The organism is Mesorhizobium sp. UC74_2 (genome assembly GCF_042701485.1).
Classification (GTDB): Bacteria; Pseudomonadota; Alphaproteobacteria; order Rhizobiales; family Rhizobiaceae; genus Mesorhizobium.
This window is the reverse complement of record NZ_CP170562.1, coordinates 2,686,531-2,699,579: the sequence shown is the minus strand read 5'-3', so window position 1 is coordinate 2,699,579 and position 13,049 is coordinate 2,686,531. Positions and strand designations below refer to the sequence as shown.

General features: G+C 60.4%; 14 protein-coding genes. 6 read left to right on the top strand and 8 right to left on the bottom strand.

Annotated elements, in window-relative coordinates; translation table 11 throughout:
* The first annotated feature begins 49 nt into the window (after positions 1 to 49).
* The 3 genes from ACFJIU_RS13060 to ACFJIU_RS13050 all read left to right on the top strand — a co-directional run bounded on the left by ACFJIU_RS13060 (position 50) and on the right by ACFJIU_RS13050 (position 2,614).
* Positions 50 to 1,255, top strand: a complete 1,206-nt coding sequence (locus ACFJIU_RS13060; protein WP_379072077.1) for an outer membrane protein transport protein — start codon at positions 50 to 52, stop codon at positions 1,253 to 1,255.
* Positions 1,256 to 1,542: 287 nt separating this feature from the next.
* The gene (locus ACFJIU_RS13055; protein ID WP_379072074.1) at positions 1,543 to 1,794 is read left to right on the top strand and encodes a hypothetical protein; all 252 of its coding nucleotides are present in this window, start codon (positions 1,543 to 1,545) and stop codon (positions 1,792 to 1,794) included.
* A complete protein-coding gene (locus tag ACFJIU_RS13050; protein WP_379072072.1) occupies positions 1,781 to 2,614 on the top strand; it encodes a tetratricopeptide repeat protein in 834 nt (277 codons plus the stop codon). The genes ACFJIU_RS13055 and ACFJIU_RS13050 overlap by 14 nt, the downstream gene beginning before the upstream one ends.
* 35 nt (positions 2,615 to 2,649) lie before the next feature.
* On the opposite strand, the gene xth is transcribed toward ACFJIU_RS13050, so the two are convergent.
* From xth to ACFJIU_RS13035, 3 genes are all read right to left on the bottom strand, one after another.
* Positions 2,650 to 3,444, bottom strand: a complete 795-nt coding sequence (gene xth, locus ACFJIU_RS13045) for an exodeoxyribonuclease III (RefSeq protein ID WP_379072069.1) — start codon at positions 3,442 to 3,444, stop codon at positions 2,650 to 2,652.
* Between the two features lie 192 nt (positions 3,445 to 3,636).
* Entirely contained in the window at positions 3,637 to 4,866 is a 1,230-nt protein-coding gene (locus ACFJIU_RS13040; RefSeq protein WP_379072066.1) for a nucleoside hydrolase, read from the bottom strand.
* A complete protein-coding gene (locus tag ACFJIU_RS13035; RefSeq protein WP_379072063.1) occupies positions 4,859 to 5,827 on the bottom strand; it encodes a GlxA family transcriptional regulator in 969 nt (322 codons plus the stop codon). Before ACFJIU_RS13035 ends, ACFJIU_RS13040 begins: the two co-directional genes overlap by 8 nt.
* 122 nt (positions 5,828 to 5,949) lie before the next feature.
* On the opposite strand from ACFJIU_RS13035, the gene ACFJIU_RS13030 reads away from it, so the two are divergent.
* Positions 5,950 to 6,570, top strand: a complete 621-nt coding sequence (locus ACFJIU_RS13030) for a cysteine hydrolase family protein (RefSeq protein ID WP_379072060.1) — start codon at positions 5,950 to 5,952, stop codon at positions 6,568 to 6,570.
* Between the two features lie 72 nt (positions 6,571 to 6,642).
* Here ACFJIU_RS13030 and ACFJIU_RS13025 read toward each other — a convergent pair whose 3' ends face one another.
* Positions 6,643 to 8,343, bottom strand: a complete 1,701-nt coding sequence (locus ACFJIU_RS13025; RefSeq protein WP_379072057.1) for an amidohydrolase — start codon at positions 8,341 to 8,343, stop codon at positions 6,643 to 6,645.
* 212 nt (positions 8,344 to 8,555) lie between these two features.
* Between ACFJIU_RS13025 and ACFJIU_RS13020 the strand changes: the two genes are divergently transcribed.
* Positions 8,556 to 9,446, top strand: coding sequence for a response regulator transcription factor (locus ACFJIU_RS13020; protein ID WP_379072054.1), 891 nt, complete (start codon positions 8,556 to 8,558; stop codon positions 9,444 to 9,446).
* 30 nt (positions 9,447 to 9,476) lie between these two features.
* Here ACFJIU_RS13020 and ACFJIU_RS13015 read toward each other — a convergent pair whose 3' ends face one another.
* The 4 genes from ACFJIU_RS13015 to erpA all read right to left on the bottom strand — a co-directional run bounded on the left by ACFJIU_RS13015 (position 9,477) and on the right by erpA (position 11,744).
* On the bottom strand, positions 9,477 to 10,382 hold the full coding sequence (locus ACFJIU_RS13015; protein WP_379072052.1) for a DMT family transporter: 906 nt from the start codon (positions 10,380 to 10,382) through the stop codon (positions 9,477 to 9,479).
* Between the two features lie 120 nt (positions 10,383 to 10,502).
* Positions 10,503 to 10,886: a VOC family protein gene (locus tag ACFJIU_RS13010; RefSeq protein ID WP_379072049.1), complete on the bottom strand. Its 384-nt coding sequence runs from the start codon at positions 10,884 to 10,886 to the stop codon at positions 10,503 to 10,505.
* A gap of 1 nt (position 10,887) precedes the next feature.
* Positions 10,888 to 11,400, bottom strand: coding sequence for a hypothetical protein (locus ACFJIU_RS13005; RefSeq protein WP_379072047.1), 513 nt, complete (start codon positions 11,398 to 11,400; stop codon positions 10,888 to 10,890).
* Positions 11,397 to 11,744 (bottom strand): iron-sulfur cluster insertion protein ErpA, encoded by a 348-nt coding sequence (gene erpA, locus ACFJIU_RS13000; protein ID WP_379072044.1) that lies wholly within the window; start codon positions 11,742 to 11,744, stop codon positions 11,397 to 11,399. Before erpA ends, ACFJIU_RS13005 begins: the two co-directional genes overlap by 4 nt.
* Positions 11,745 to 11,817: 73 nt before the next feature.
* Between erpA and ACFJIU_RS12995 the strand changes: the two genes are divergently transcribed.
* The gene (locus ACFJIU_RS12995; protein WP_379072041.1) at positions 11,818 to 13,032 is read left to right on the top strand and encodes a deoxyguanosinetriphosphate triphosphohydrolase; all 1,215 of its coding nucleotides are present in this window, start codon (positions 11,818 to 11,820) and stop codon (positions 13,030 to 13,032) included.
* The last annotated feature ends 17 nt before the right edge of the window (positions 13,033 to 13,049 follow it).

Sequence of the window (13,049 nt, the reverse complement as noted above, 5' to 3'; positions counted from 1 at the left end):
CGCGAATTGGCTCTAGCTTGGTGCACGGAATTTCCGGGGAGAGGATTTCATGACCAATCTACGTATCAAAGCGCTCCTGGGGGCAGGGTGCATGTCGCTGGCGATGATCGGCACTTCGAATGCCGGCGGCTTCTCGCGCGGCTCGGCCGATACGGACATTCTTTTCGAACAGGGCAACTTCAACATGCGCTCGAGCGTCACCTATGTGACGCCGACCCGTAAGTTCAACAAGAATGGCAATCCGAAGCTTATCGGTACCGATTATGCCGAGGACTATGTCATTCCGTCGGCCGCGGTGAAGTTCAACCTGACCGATAACCTGCGTTGCGCCGGCACGCTGGTGAACAACAACGGCGGCAATGCAAAGTATGACTTTCCGACGCTGAGCGGCAAGATTTCCGAGGAGTTCACGACCTATGAATCCGCACTGACCTGCGGTGTCGGATTTGACGTCGGCAAGGGCAAGCTCTGGGTGCTCGGCGGCGGCTTCATGGAGAAGTTCGACTACAATCGCGTGAATTCCTACGCGGCACTGGGCCTCGGCAACGCTACCCTGAACCTCAAAGGCCAGGAATACGGCTACCGCATTGGCGCTGCCTATGAGATTCCGGACATCGCCTTGCGTGGCCAGGTCATGTACCGCTCGGGCACGAAGTATGGTGCGGATGGTGGTTTGACCGCGCCGGCCGCCGTGCTGGCCCAGGCAACGGCAGGCACGCCGCTTCAGGCCCGTTTCCTCCAGATCATTCAGCAGGCAGGCCCGAATGCACAGGTGCCCGTCGATGCGATCGGTGTCGGCAATCTGCCACAGAGCGTCGAGTTCAAACTGCAGACTGGCGTCGCGCCGGGCTGGCTGGCGTTTGGTAGCGTCAAGTGGACCGACTGGAGCCAGCTGACCACGCTTGATGTTCGTTCCAAGATTGGTGGTGTGACCGTTTCTTCGGACAAGTATTTCTGGAAGGACGGCTGGACCGTTACCGGCGGCGTTGGCCACGCATTCAACGATCAGGTTTCCGGTTTTGCCAGCCTGACCTGGGATCAGGGTGTTGGCACCGGCTGGGACGTCATTGGCGACACCTATACGCTGGCAGTCGGCGGCTCATTCAAGGACGGTATGGGCGGCGAGTTCCGTGGCGGCGTCGGCTTCAGCTATCTCGGCTCCGGCGAAGAAACCAAATATGCTCCGGGCACCAACCAGGGTGTGAAGTCGGGCTATGCCATTGCCTTCAACGGTGGCTACAGCATCAAGTGGTAAGTCTTTCATTGTGAACAAAAAAGCCGGGCCAAGTGCCCGGCTTTTTTGTTGCAGGGAGCATCCGGCGCAACCGTTTTGTGGCGTTGGGCGTCCCGCGCGCCAGCCCGTGCCGTAAATGCAACATCAACGGCCTCATTCATAATTGTGACGTTTCGGCAACAGTTTCGAAACAAGCCATCGGCTAAGAAGTCGACATGGGCGTGATGCCCATTTCCCGCCATAAACCCGGAGCACTTCGATAGGGCCCCGGCAAGACCGAAGACGGTTGGCGTGAGGGGATAGGCCGCATGGCCGCGGCAGGAATGGAAATGAACGCCAGCGTGTTTATCAATGCCAGCCAGTTGAACCGCAGCGCGGCCGCCATTTCGCTGCGCGGTTTCAACCGCAGTTTGGCCGAAAATGCGTGGCAGAATTCGTTTGAATATGAGTCCCAGCGCCATGCGCCGCGCAAAGGCGTGGCCGTGAAGTCGCTGGCTGGTACGGGTTCGATCGTCCGCATGGGCGACACGAAAGAAATGCGCAGCCATGCGGGTTGGTGAGTTGGCAAGATCTTCTGTTCTGACGGTGCTGGTCGCGGTGGCGACCCTTGGCGCTGCCGGACAGGCTTTTGCCTTCGACGAAAAGGTTTTCGACGACAAGAGTGGCGTGAAGCCGAAGTCCAGCCCCTGGGAAGTCTTTCAGTTCGGTTTCTCGGCCTATAAGAACGGCCACAAGGAACAGGCTGTCGAGGCCTATAAATATGCCGCAGAGAACGGCCAGATCGGTGCGACCTGGAAGCTGGCGCGCATGTATGCCGAAGGCGATGGCGTCGCCCAGGACGACTACGCGGCCTATAAATTCTTCTCTGAAATCGCCGAGCAGGATGTCGAGCCCGGTTCGCCGGAAGAAAGCTACGTCTCTGATGCGCTGGTCGCCCTGGGCGACTACCTGAAGCAAGGCATCCCTGGCAGTCCCGTCAGCGCAGACCCGGTCACGGCGCAGGAGTACTTCACGCGCGCTGCCGCCAACTACCGCAATCCAAATGCCCAGTACGAATTGGGCAAGATGTTCCTGAAGGGTGAGGGCGGTGCAAAGGCCAGTGTCAGGCAAGCTGGCCGCTGGCTGCAGCTTGCCGCCGAAAAGGGCCACGCCGGCGCGCAGGCAACGCTAGGAAACCTGTTGTTCCAGAGCGGCAAGGTGGTGCGTGGGCTGGCCATGATGACAGCCGCGCTTTCGCGCGCGACACCGGCCGATCAGCCGTGGATTCGTTCCATGCAGGAAGAGGCTTTTGCGGTTTCCGGCGAGGCTGACAGGCGTACCGCCATCTCGCTGGCCGATGACATGCTGGCCAAGGGCGTCACCGGGGCCGAACAGCAGTAGTCTGCTGTCATTTCACTGGAATACCCGCTTGCTGGTCACGCCGCAGTGAGCGTCAGGTCCACTGCCACCGGCACATGGTCCGACGGCTTTTCCCATGCGCGAACATGCTTTTCAATCGATGCTGCGGAGAAACGGTTCGCTGCCTCGGGTGACAAAAGCAGGTGGTCGATGCGGATGCCGTTGTTTTTCTGCCAGGCGCCGGCCTGGTAATCCCAGAACGTATAGACACCCGGCGCATCCGTAACGGAGCGCACGGCTTCGGTGAAGCCGAGGTTCAGCAGGCGTCGGAACGCCTGCCGGGTCTCCGGTTGGAACAGCGCGTCTCCCAGCCAGGCTTCGGGATTTCTGGCATCGATGGCTTCGGGAATGACGTTGTAGTCTCCAGCCAGCACCAGGGCTTCTTCCAGCGCCAGCCTCTGTCGGGCCCATCGCTCCAACCGCGCCATCCAGGAGAGTTTATAGGGAAATTTCACCGGATCGCTGATTGGATTGCCGTTCGGCAGATAGAGCGACACGACGCGCAACGCGCCCTTGTCGGTGGAGAACACGCCCTCGATGAAACGAGCATGTTCATCGGCATCGTCGCCCGGCAAGCCGCGATTGACTTCGTCGAAGCGCAGCTTCGACAGAATGGCGACACCATTGAAACCCTTCTGGCCGTGCGTCTCCACATGGTAGCCGAGCGCTTCCACCTCAAGGCGCGGGAACTGTTCGTCGACGGTCTTGATCTCCTGGAGGCAGACGATGTCAGGCTGGCTCTCTTCCAGCCAATGGACGAGGTTTTCGATGCGGGCGCGTACGCCGTTGATATTCCAGGTGACGATCTTCATGAAAATCTCGCGTCTGTCTCAGGCAAATCAAGCGGGGCAAACCCATGTCGATTCGATCCTGCAATATCCATTGCGGGAAAGGAACCCGGGTAACCGGGATGGGCACATCATCTTGCCAATTCCTGTCCGCAGGTCAGACGTGATGACTTGCAACAAAGGCCGCCTGGACAACGGCCCTTGTTGGACTTGAACCTAGTCTTTCGTCACGGGAACCGGTCTGGTGAGCAGATCGACGTAGAAGTCATTGAAGCGTTTGTTGTCGAACTCCTTCACCACCTTGACCTTTTGCAAAAGCTGAGTCGGCTGCTCCTTCCAGTAACCGAACGTGCGGCCGTACCCGGGACCAAAGGCTACATCCACGTCGATGAAGAGGTCTTCCACCCTGGTCGCGAAAGTGGGGTCGACAAGGTAGGCAAGAGCCAGCGTGTCGAAGACATTTGCCTTGGCGTTGGCATCCCTGGCGAAGCGCTTGGCCATCCAACTGTCGCCGAGCAGTTTCTGCACCGGCCCTTCCTTGGCGACGATGCGGTCGAATTCCGCTTTTCCGATCTGGGTGATGTCGGTGACGTCGAGCGGGATGAGGGCTTGCGCGATGGGCTCTCGCATGACGATGCGGGCGGCCTCCGGGTCGATCCAGACATTCATTTCGGCAGCCGGCGTCGTATTGCCTTTCACGTCAACGGCACCGGCCATGTAGACGATCTGCTTGATCAAGGGAACGATTTCCGGATTCTTGCGGATCGCGAGTGCGATGTTGGTGGCCGGACCTATCACCAGGAGCGACACCTCCCCGGGATTCGCCTTGACTGTATCGATAATGAAGTCGACCGCGTTTTCCTGCCGCAACTTCGCCTTCATGGCAAAACCATCCGGCGGAGCGATCAGATCCTTCTCGGTCGGTTGCGGACGATGGAATGCAGTCTTGTAGCTTTCGCCGAAGCCAAACAGGGCACGTTCGTGTTCGAAACTGCGTGGATCATGGACCAGTGGAAGGTTTGCACCGGCATACACTCCAACCTTTTCGTCGATCCCGAGGCGCTCGACGGCCCGCAACGCATCGACGACCTCCTGTTTGAGCCAGTTGTTGCCGGTGACCACCGTGACGCCGAGCAGGTCGATCACTCCCTCTTTTTGCAGCTGCGCCGCCATGATGAGTGTCTGGCCATCGTCGCCGATGGTGCTGAAATCCGTGTCGAGAATGACTTTCTCCGGTGCCGCGCTGGCCACCGACGCCAAAACGGCCCCCGCAGCAGCCAGTAACATCGTGATGAAACGTTTCATTTGAAGAAGATACCTCCCGTCAATTTCGTCCTTGATCCGCCCATGCGTATCAACAGACGACAGATCTGCCCAAGTCAAGCTGGCAGGGTTGTCTTGGGGGAATGGTAGGGGGCGGCGAACGGGCCTCCCGTGGTCAGGCATCTTCCAGGGCAGGTTTCTTCTGGAACTGGCGGCGATAGCTGGCCGGCGAGATCGAAAAGGCCCGCGTGAAATGCTGGCGCAGCGACACCGTCGAGCCAAAGCCGGCCATCACGGCTATATGGTCGATCGAACATGATCCGGTCTCCAGCAGGCGTTGCGCTGAGGCGAGGCGATGGTTCAGCAGCCACTGCGTGAAGGTCGTGCCGGTCTTGTTGCGGAAATGTCGGGTGAAGCTGCGCAGGCTCATGCCCGCGCGCGACGCGAGCCGGTCAAGGCTCAAAGGTTCACCGAGATGCTCGATTGCCCAGCCGATCGCCGCGCCGATCCGATCCTGGTCGCCACCTGTCGGCAAGGGCTTTTCGATGTATTGCGCCTGGCCACCATGACGATGCGGTGCGACCACCAGGCGTCTGGCGACACGGTTGGCGATCTCCGCACCGTGATCGCGGCGCACGATATGCAGGCAGCAATCAAGAGCGGCGGCTGTTCCGGCTGACGTCAGGACATCGCCGTCATCGATGTAAAGTGCATTCTGGTCCAGGGCGACATGCGGGTGGTTGCGCTCGAACTCCTCGGCCCAGGCCCAATGCGTGGAGACCGTGCGCCCGTCAAGCAGGCCGGCTTCGGCGAGGACAAAGGTGCCGAGACACAGGCCGACCATGCGCGCGCCGCGCGCATGCGCCGTCCGGAGAGCCTGCAGGAGCGCTTGTGATGGTCGCTCGTCGGGATCACGCCAGGCGGGTACGATGATCGTATCCGCTTCCCTCAGTCTGGTGAGGTCGTGTTCCACATCGATCCGGAAACCGGACATGGTGGCGACCGGCCCGATCTGCTCGCCGCAGATCAAGAGGCGATAGCGTGGTGCGCCCAGCTTCAGCAGATCGTCCCCGAATACGACGCAGGGTACCGAGAGATGAAACGGACTGATGCCTTCGAAGGCGACGATGGCGATTGTGTGCATAGGAAGACGATCCAGGAACAAGTTGGCCGGAACCTATCACATATTGTCATTCAGGCCACTTCTGTCGATCCACCGATTTTGGGACCAAGCGCCATCGGAAAATTGCAAGGAAAGGAAGTTCCGTGGCACAGCACCCAACCATCCGCGCCATCGCCGGCGCGCCCGCGCCTCAGCAACTCGATCCGACAAAAACAGCGCTGTTGGTGATCGATTTCCAGAACGAGTATTTCAGCGGCAGAATGCCGATCCCGAATGGTACGAAGGCGCTGGATAACGCCAGGCGCCTGATTGAGCGCGCTGACGCCGAAGGCACCGCAGTCTATCACATCCAGCATGTCACCCCCGCCGGCAGCCCGGTTTTCGCCGAAGACAGCGAGACCTCCGCATTCCACCGCGACAGCCAGCCGGCAGCCAATCATGTGATCCTGCGCAAATCGTCGGTCAGCGTTTTTCCGACAACGGACATCGACCAGCGCCTGAAGCAATCCGGGGTCGATACCTTGATCATCACAGGCCTGATGACCCACGCCTGCGTGGCCGGTGCGGCACGCGACGCGGTGCCGCTCGGCTACAACGTGATCGTGGCGGAGGACGCCTGCGCAACTCGCGATCTCGATACCGGCAATGATCGGACCATAGCTCACGATTCGCTGCATCGCGCCGCTTTAGCCTCGATCGACGACACCTTCGGCGACATCCTTACGACCGAGCAGATCCTGAAGCTGCAGCGCGTGGCAAAGTAGCAACGGGCAGCCTTCCCGCTGGCTGGCCCCGGCGGGAAGGCCCTCCCGACATCTTGTGTCGGGCTGTTGTCGCTACGGCTTACGATAGACTTCGTTGCCGGCCAGGTAGGTTGCCTCGACCTTGCGCTGGCGGATCGAGCGATCGAGCGGATCCGGGAGACTGCCGTCAATGACGACGAAGTCAGCCCATTTGCCGACACTGATCGATCCGATCTGGTTGCCCCATGGGGTCATGTTGGCTCCGGCCTGGGTGTAGGAAAACAATGCCTGGTCGAAACTCACCGCCTGCTCGGGATGCCACGGTCCGGTCCCTAGTCCGAATGGGCTTTCGCGGAAGACGGCATCATTGATTTGGGTGAGGGGACTGAGTGGCGATGTCGGCCAGTCCGAGCCGAATACCAACGGCACTCCGGCCTCCAGCATGGAATGCCAGACATAGGCTCTGGGTTCGCGGTTTTCGCCGATGCGCTCGGTAATGTATTTTCCGATCGTGCCGGTGGCATGGTTCGGTTGCATGGAGGCAACGACGCCGAGATCCTTGAAACGCTTGATATCCGAGGTCTCGACAACTTCGATATGCTCGATCCGGTTTGGCTGGGCGCGCGGAACGGAGGCTTCTGCAAAGGCATCGAGCACCAGGCTGACGCTGCCGTCTCCGATCGCGTGCACCGCGGTCGGGAAGCCGTTCTCGTTGGAGGCACGGATGGCCGCAGCGAGCTGTTCCTTGGTCTCGAACGGTTTGCCCTTCCAGCCCTTCTGATCCGAATAGTCCTGGTGAAGATAGGCTGTACGGGTGGAGAGAACGCCGTCCATCACCGACTTGGTGTAGCCGAGTTTCAACAGCGGTCCCTTTTTCTCCTGTTCGCCGCTTTCGCTCGAGATCTTGTCGACCGCTCGCCGGTCGTTGACAGCTGCCGCGATCTTTTTCGGATCACCTTCAAAGAAGCCATACCAGACGCGCAGCGGCATCTTCTTGTCCGCGACAAGGGCGGCATAGTCGTGCACCGCGGCAAGGTCGGACATGTCGTTGACGGCGGTGATGCCGACACTGTTGGCGAATTTCAGCGTTTCCAGCAGGCCTGCGCGCCGTTCGGCATCGGTCGCTACCGGCCGGTGCTTTTCGACAAGCTCTCCGGCAGCCTCAAGCAGAATACCGCTCGGCTCGCCCTTGTCGTTGAGCAGGATCTGCCCACCTTCCTTGACCTCCGATTTCGCGGTGACGCCACCAACCTCCAGCGCCTTGGAATTGACCCAGACCGAATGGAAATCGATATCGCGCAGGATCACGACGCGATCGGGAACGACGGCATCGAGGTCTTCCTTTGTCGGCAGCTTGCCTTCGCCCAGCGTGTAGTCCCAGCCACCGCCTGTCAGCCACGCGCCCTTCGGCAGACGGGCGTCGGCTTCCTTGATCTTTTCGAGCCAGGTCTTCTTGTCCGGGATGTAGGAGAGGTCGGCTCCGAGCACCATATCGGTTCCCATGGTCAGGTGGGTGTGCCCATCGATGAAGCCGGGCGTTATGGTCTTGCCGCCGGCATCGATGGTCCTGGTGCTGCTGTCGGCCAGTGCCTTGATCTCGTCATTGCTGCCGATGGCTGCAAATTTGCCGCCCTCCACGGCGAAAGCCTGCGCCTTCGGCTTGGCCGGATCGGCCGTACGCACATCGGCATTGACGACGATCAGATCGGCGGCAGCGATCGCTGGACCGACACTGACGGCAAACGCTATCAGGCAAGACGCCAGCAGTTTCTTTTTCTGGTCTTTGTGTTTCATGGTTCCCCTCGAGTGCAGTCCGGCGGACGCAATTCCTGACGGGCGCCTGGACAGATGCATCGGGCATTGTGGGTCGCTGCGGGAGATTGAAAATACGCCTTCGGGCTAGGTGCTGCTGTGAGAGGTTTCTAGCAGTGTCGTGCCGGGGCGCCCGCGCTGCTTGCCGACCTTGTGGCGTTGTCCTACGCTGCGCCCGGGAGAGGAGACCCAAGATGCATGGCGAGCTATTCGCCCAAACAGCCGGTGGCGAGACATCGGCGATAACCGAACTGGCGCTTTCACTGCTTGCGGGAGTCGGCTCGCCTGATTTTCAGGAGCAGCTTGCGCGGTCGCTCAAACGGCACGTCAAGGTCGACGCCGGCCTGATCCTGCTCTATCGCAGGGACGCCGCGCCCAAAATACTGTTCAACGACTGGTGCAACGACAGGGGGCTCTCCGACATCCGCAGCTATCTGCAGGGTTCCTATCGGCTGGATCCATTCTATCGGCTTGCGTTGGACAATGGCGATGACGGACTTTACCGACTGAACCAGATCGAACCATCGCTCGACCGCTCGCGATACTATCGCGACTACTATCGGCATTCCGGATTGCACGACGAGTTCAACATCTTCGTCAGTCTCGACGTCGACACCAAGGTTGCGATCTCGCTCGCCCGGCGCAGGTCGCACGAGATCTTCAGCGGCGAAGATGCCGAGTTCCTGCAGATGGCTGCCCCGTTGTTGAGCCAGGCGGTGCTCAAGCACTATCGCGACTTGCGGCCGGAAGCCATTGAAGATCAAGGATCATTACTGCAGAGCGCATTGGCCCAGGCGCTGAGGAATTTCGGACGCAGCATGCTGACCGCGCGCGAATGCGAAGTTGCTCAGTTGATCCTGCGTGGCTTTTCCGTGAAGGGGGCCGCGGCGCGGCTCGGTATTTCGCCGGCGACGGTGAAGCTGCACCGCCGCAATCTTTATGCGAAGCTCGACATTCCTTCCCAGACCGCGCTGTTTTCGCTTTTTATCGATGCAGTCGCGTCCGCGGGCAATGCCTCGGAAGATCCGCTGATCACTTATCTCGGTCGGCGCGGCCTGCTGACGGGGCAATTTGTGTCCAATTGAAGCTGGCTGTCGCCTGCCTGTCCGGTCGCTTCAGGCTTCAGCTGCCGCTTTCTTCCGCTCGGGCAGTGTCATCGCGATTACGCCCGCGATCACGGCCACCAGGCCGATGCCGGCGGTCGCCGTGACGGTTTCGCCGAGGACGACCACACCGATTGCCACGCCGATGGGGACCCTCAGGTAAGCCTGCGCGGTTGCGCCGACTGAGCCCAACGTCTGTAACAGCCGGAAATAGATCGCAAAGGCCAATGCGGTCGAGAAGATCGCAAGGCCAAGAAGCGCCAGCAGCGAGTGTGTCGAAGGGGTCAATGTCCAGGGACGATCGGCGACAAGGCTGAGCGGGATGAGCATCATGGCTCCCGCTATCAGCGAGCCGGCTGCTGGCATCATCGGGTCCATCCCCTTGAAACCCTTTCCGGTTATTGCCGCCGCGCCGTAACAGACGGTCGCGGCCACCATGGCGAGCTGTGCCCATAGCTCGGTGCCCAGTCCGTTCAGAGCCTGCAATCCTATGATCAGGCATGCGCCGGCAAGTCCGGCTGTCACGCCGAACAGTTTCCGGCTGGTGACCTGCTCGTGCCTGGTCACGAGGGCCGTGAGCAGGAAGGCGAAGATGGGTGTCAGTGAATTGAGGATGACGGCGAGACCCGCATCGATAGAGCGTTCGGCCCATGCGATCAGCGTGAACGGTATTGCGCTGTTGAGCACCGCCTGCAGCGCGAACCGGCGCCACATCACCGCATCCCTCGGCAACCGCAGGCCACGCCAATGCAAGACGCCGAGCAGGATCAGTCCGGCAATCAGCGTGCGCGCTGCGATGAACGTTACCGGCGGAATGGTCTCCACGCCTATCTTGATGAATGTGTAAGAGGCGCCCCACAGCGTCGAGAGGAGAACGAGAAGGGCGAGTTCTGTGACTGGAACGGTCCTGGCGGGCATCGCGCTGGTCCTTGTGACGTTTTACCGTCATCTAGCTTGCTGCCGCCATGCAATGTTTCGATATGGGTCGAAGTGTTGGGCCACATCCTCGTACAGAGGCCGTGCGCTCAGAACAGGCCGTTAGCTTGTCTTGCGCTCGACCAGGCCGATGGTGTTGCCGGCAGGATCTTTCAGGAAAGCCATCCATTCGCTTTCGCCCGCCGGCCCGAACAGGCCGTTCACGTCATGGTGCACCATTGCCGGTGCCGCGGTGAACGGCACGCCCGCTGCTTTGGCCTGCGCGTGGAAGTTCTCGATGTCAGCTATGTCGAGGTAAACGGTGCCCGCTGGCACGCCGTCGGCAAAATACAGCCTCACATGCCCAGCCATGATGAAAGCCATGCCGGGCGGATCGAAGCGCGAATGCAATGGCAGACCGAGCACATCATGCCAGAAGCCGAGCGTGGCATCGAGATTGCGCCCGGCCGACAGCGCAACCTGACGAACCGCGCCGATCGAAGGCATGCTAGCTTTTCTCCAGAGACAGATGAGTTCTGTTCGCGGCGAGAAGCGCTGCAATCACATCATGCAGATGTTGTGCGTCTTCCCGCTCTGTGCGTTGATCAATCCAATCACAGCCATTGTCAAAGTCACCCAGCCATTCAGGATATCCATATAGGGATTCGATCGGGCTCAGCATCCGACATGTCTGGAATGGCTTGGATGCATCATCCAGGTACGCCCTGATGCGCCGAAGAAAGATGGATCGCGCGATTTCCTCACCCTCCTTGGAGGTCAGAGAGAAAGCGGGGAAGCGGCGCCCGACCAATTCATCGAGATGCTGGCGGGCCTTGCCCAAGTTGCTTTCATTTCGCGGATTTGATCGCGCCAAATTCAGAAAATCCGCGTCGTCGGCATAGCTCTCGCTTGGCCGGTGGCGATTTGCCCAAATTATGATGTCCAGATCGGAAATCGCATTGATCTCGCGCGCAATGAGAACCGTCGTCGGATTCTCATGCCCTTCGAGAACTGACTTCATATGCTGAAGCTGGTTCCGCAACCGCAGGAGGCGACGGCATTCGGATTCCGGATCTGGAACGACTGCCCCATCAGATCATCGACGAAGTCGATGACGGAGCCACCCATATAGATCAGTGATATGTCGTCGATGAGAATGGTGGCGCCGTCGCGCTCGATGGCAATGTCGTCATCGTTGCGGCCATCCACCAGGTCGAACTTGTAGGAGAAGCCGGAACAGCCGCCACCTTCGACGGCAACGCGCAACGCGGTTTTGCCGGGTTCGTCGCGCACGATTTTGGAAATCCGCTTCGCGGCGGATTCCGTCATCTCGACTTTCATGGCGGTTTTGGCGTCGGCACCCATGGGCGTCACCTTGCGTTCTGTTCTGCATGATAGGTATGAAGCGGGACGGGGCAAGTCAACAGCGACAGGGGCGATGACCAGCGAGCTTGGCGATATCGGCTTCGGCTACCGGCCACGCGCAGCCTATGCGTGCGATCCTGCGCGTTCGCGTGGGCGACTGTTCCAGGAGGTGGAAAGCCCGACACGCACGCCTTTCCAGCGTGACCGCGACCGTATCATCCATTCCACGGCTTTCCGACGGCTGAAACACAAGACGCAGGTTTTCGTCGCCCATGAAGGCGACCATTACCGCACCCGACTCACCCACACGATCGAGGTAGCGCAGATCGCTCGCGCGCTCGCGCGGGCTCTCTGTGTTGATGAGGATCTGGCCGAAGCGGTGGCGCTGGTGCACGATTTTGGTCACACGCCCTTTGGTCACACCGGCGAGGACGCCCTGAACGAGAAGATGGCGCCGTGGGGCGGTTTCGATCACAACGCGCAGTCGTTGCGTGTCGTCACACGGCTGGAGCGGCGCTACGCCGAGTTCGATGGGCTGAACCTGACCTGGGAGACGCTGGAAGGACTGGTCAAACACAACGGCCCGCTGACCGATGGTGCGGGGCAGGGCCTGAAAGGGCCGGTCCCTCGGGCGATTCTGGACTATTCCGAACTGCATGACCTCGAATTGTCGCGCTATGCCAGCGTCGAGGCGCAATGCGCGGCCATTGCCGACGACATCGCATACAATACCCATGACATCGACGACGGCATCCGCTCGGGGCTGATCAGCCTGGATATGCTGGAGGTCGTCGGTTTGCCGGGCTCTATCCTCAAGGGGGTGCGCGAACGTTACCCGGCGCTTGATCCGGTACGCACCGGCCACGAGCTGATGCGGCGCCAGATCACGCAGATGGTCGAGGACGTCATCGTCACGGCCAAGGCCAATCTCGCGCGGCTCGCTCCGGGCAGCCCCGATACCGTGCGTGGGGCTGGCGAAACCATTGTCCGGTTCTCCGAAGCGATGGCCGGGGCGGAGGGGGAATTGAAGACCTTTCTCTATGCGCATCTCTACCGCCACCCTGAGGTCATGCGTGTGCGCGCCGAAGCCGAGCAGATCGTGAAGGACCTGTTCGATACCTATTTCGCCGACCCACGCGCCATGCCGGACGGCTGGCGCGAAGGGCTCGACCGCGCCGAAGATCGCATCAAGGCGCGCGACGTTGCCGACTTCATAGCCGGCATGACCGATACCTACGCGCTGAAGGAACACCGACGTTTGTTTGACCGAACGCCCGATTTGAGTTAGGCCGGGCGCGATTTTCG

What these genes read in the sequence shown, in the direction of transcription:
- ACFJIU_RS13060 (WP_379072077.1), top strand. Translation starts at nt 50, where the DNA reads ATGACCAATCTACGTATCAAAGCGCTCCTGGGGGCAGGGTGCATGTCG.
- ACFJIU_RS13055 (WP_379072074.1), top strand. Translation starts at nt 1,543, where the DNA reads ATGGCCGCGGCAGGAATGGAAATGAACGCCAGCGTGTTTATCAATGCC.
- ACFJIU_RS13050 (WP_379072072.1), top strand. Translation starts at nt 1,781, where the DNA reads ATGCGGGTTGGTGAGTTGGCAAGATCTTCTGTTCTGACGGTGCTGGTC.
- xth (WP_379072069.1), bottom strand. Translation starts at nt 3,444, where the DNA reads ATGAAGATCGTCACCTGGAATATCAACGGCGTACGCGCCCGCATCGAA.
- ACFJIU_RS13040 (WP_379072066.1), bottom strand. Translation starts at nt 4,866, where the DNA reads ATGCCTGACCACGGGAGGCCCGTTCGCCGCCCCCTACCATTCCCCCAA.
- ACFJIU_RS13035 (WP_379072063.1), bottom strand. Translation starts at nt 5,827, where the DNA reads ATGCACACAATCGCCATCGTCGCCTTCGAAGGCATCAGTCCGTTTCAT.
- ACFJIU_RS13025 (WP_379072057.1), bottom strand. Translation starts at nt 8,343, where the DNA reads ATGAAACACAAAGACCAGAAAAAGAAACTGCTGGCGTCTTGCCTGATA.
- ACFJIU_RS13020 (WP_379072054.1), top strand. Translation starts at nt 8,556, where the DNA reads ATGCATGGCGAGCTATTCGCCCAAACAGCCGGTGGCGAGACATCGGCG.
- ACFJIU_RS13015 (WP_379072052.1), bottom strand. Translation starts at nt 10,382, where the DNA reads ATGCCCGCCAGGACCGTTCCAGTCACAGAACTCGCCCTTCTCGTTCTC.
- ACFJIU_RS13010 (WP_379072049.1), bottom strand. Translation starts at nt 10,886, where the DNA reads ATGCCTTCGATCGGCGCGGTTCGTCAGGTTGCGCTGTCGGCCGGGCGC.
- ACFJIU_RS13005 (WP_379072047.1), bottom strand. Translation starts at nt 11,400, where the DNA reads ATGAAGTCAGTTCTCGAAGGGCATGAGAATCCGACGACGGTTCTCATT.
- erpA (WP_379072044.1), bottom strand. Translation starts at nt 11,744, where the DNA reads ATGGGTGCCGACGCCAAAACCGCCATGAAAGTCGAGATGACGGAATCC.
- ACFJIU_RS12995 (WP_379072041.1), top strand. Translation starts at nt 11,818, where the DNA reads ATGACCAGCGAGCTTGGCGATATCGGCTTCGGCTACCGGCCACGCGCA.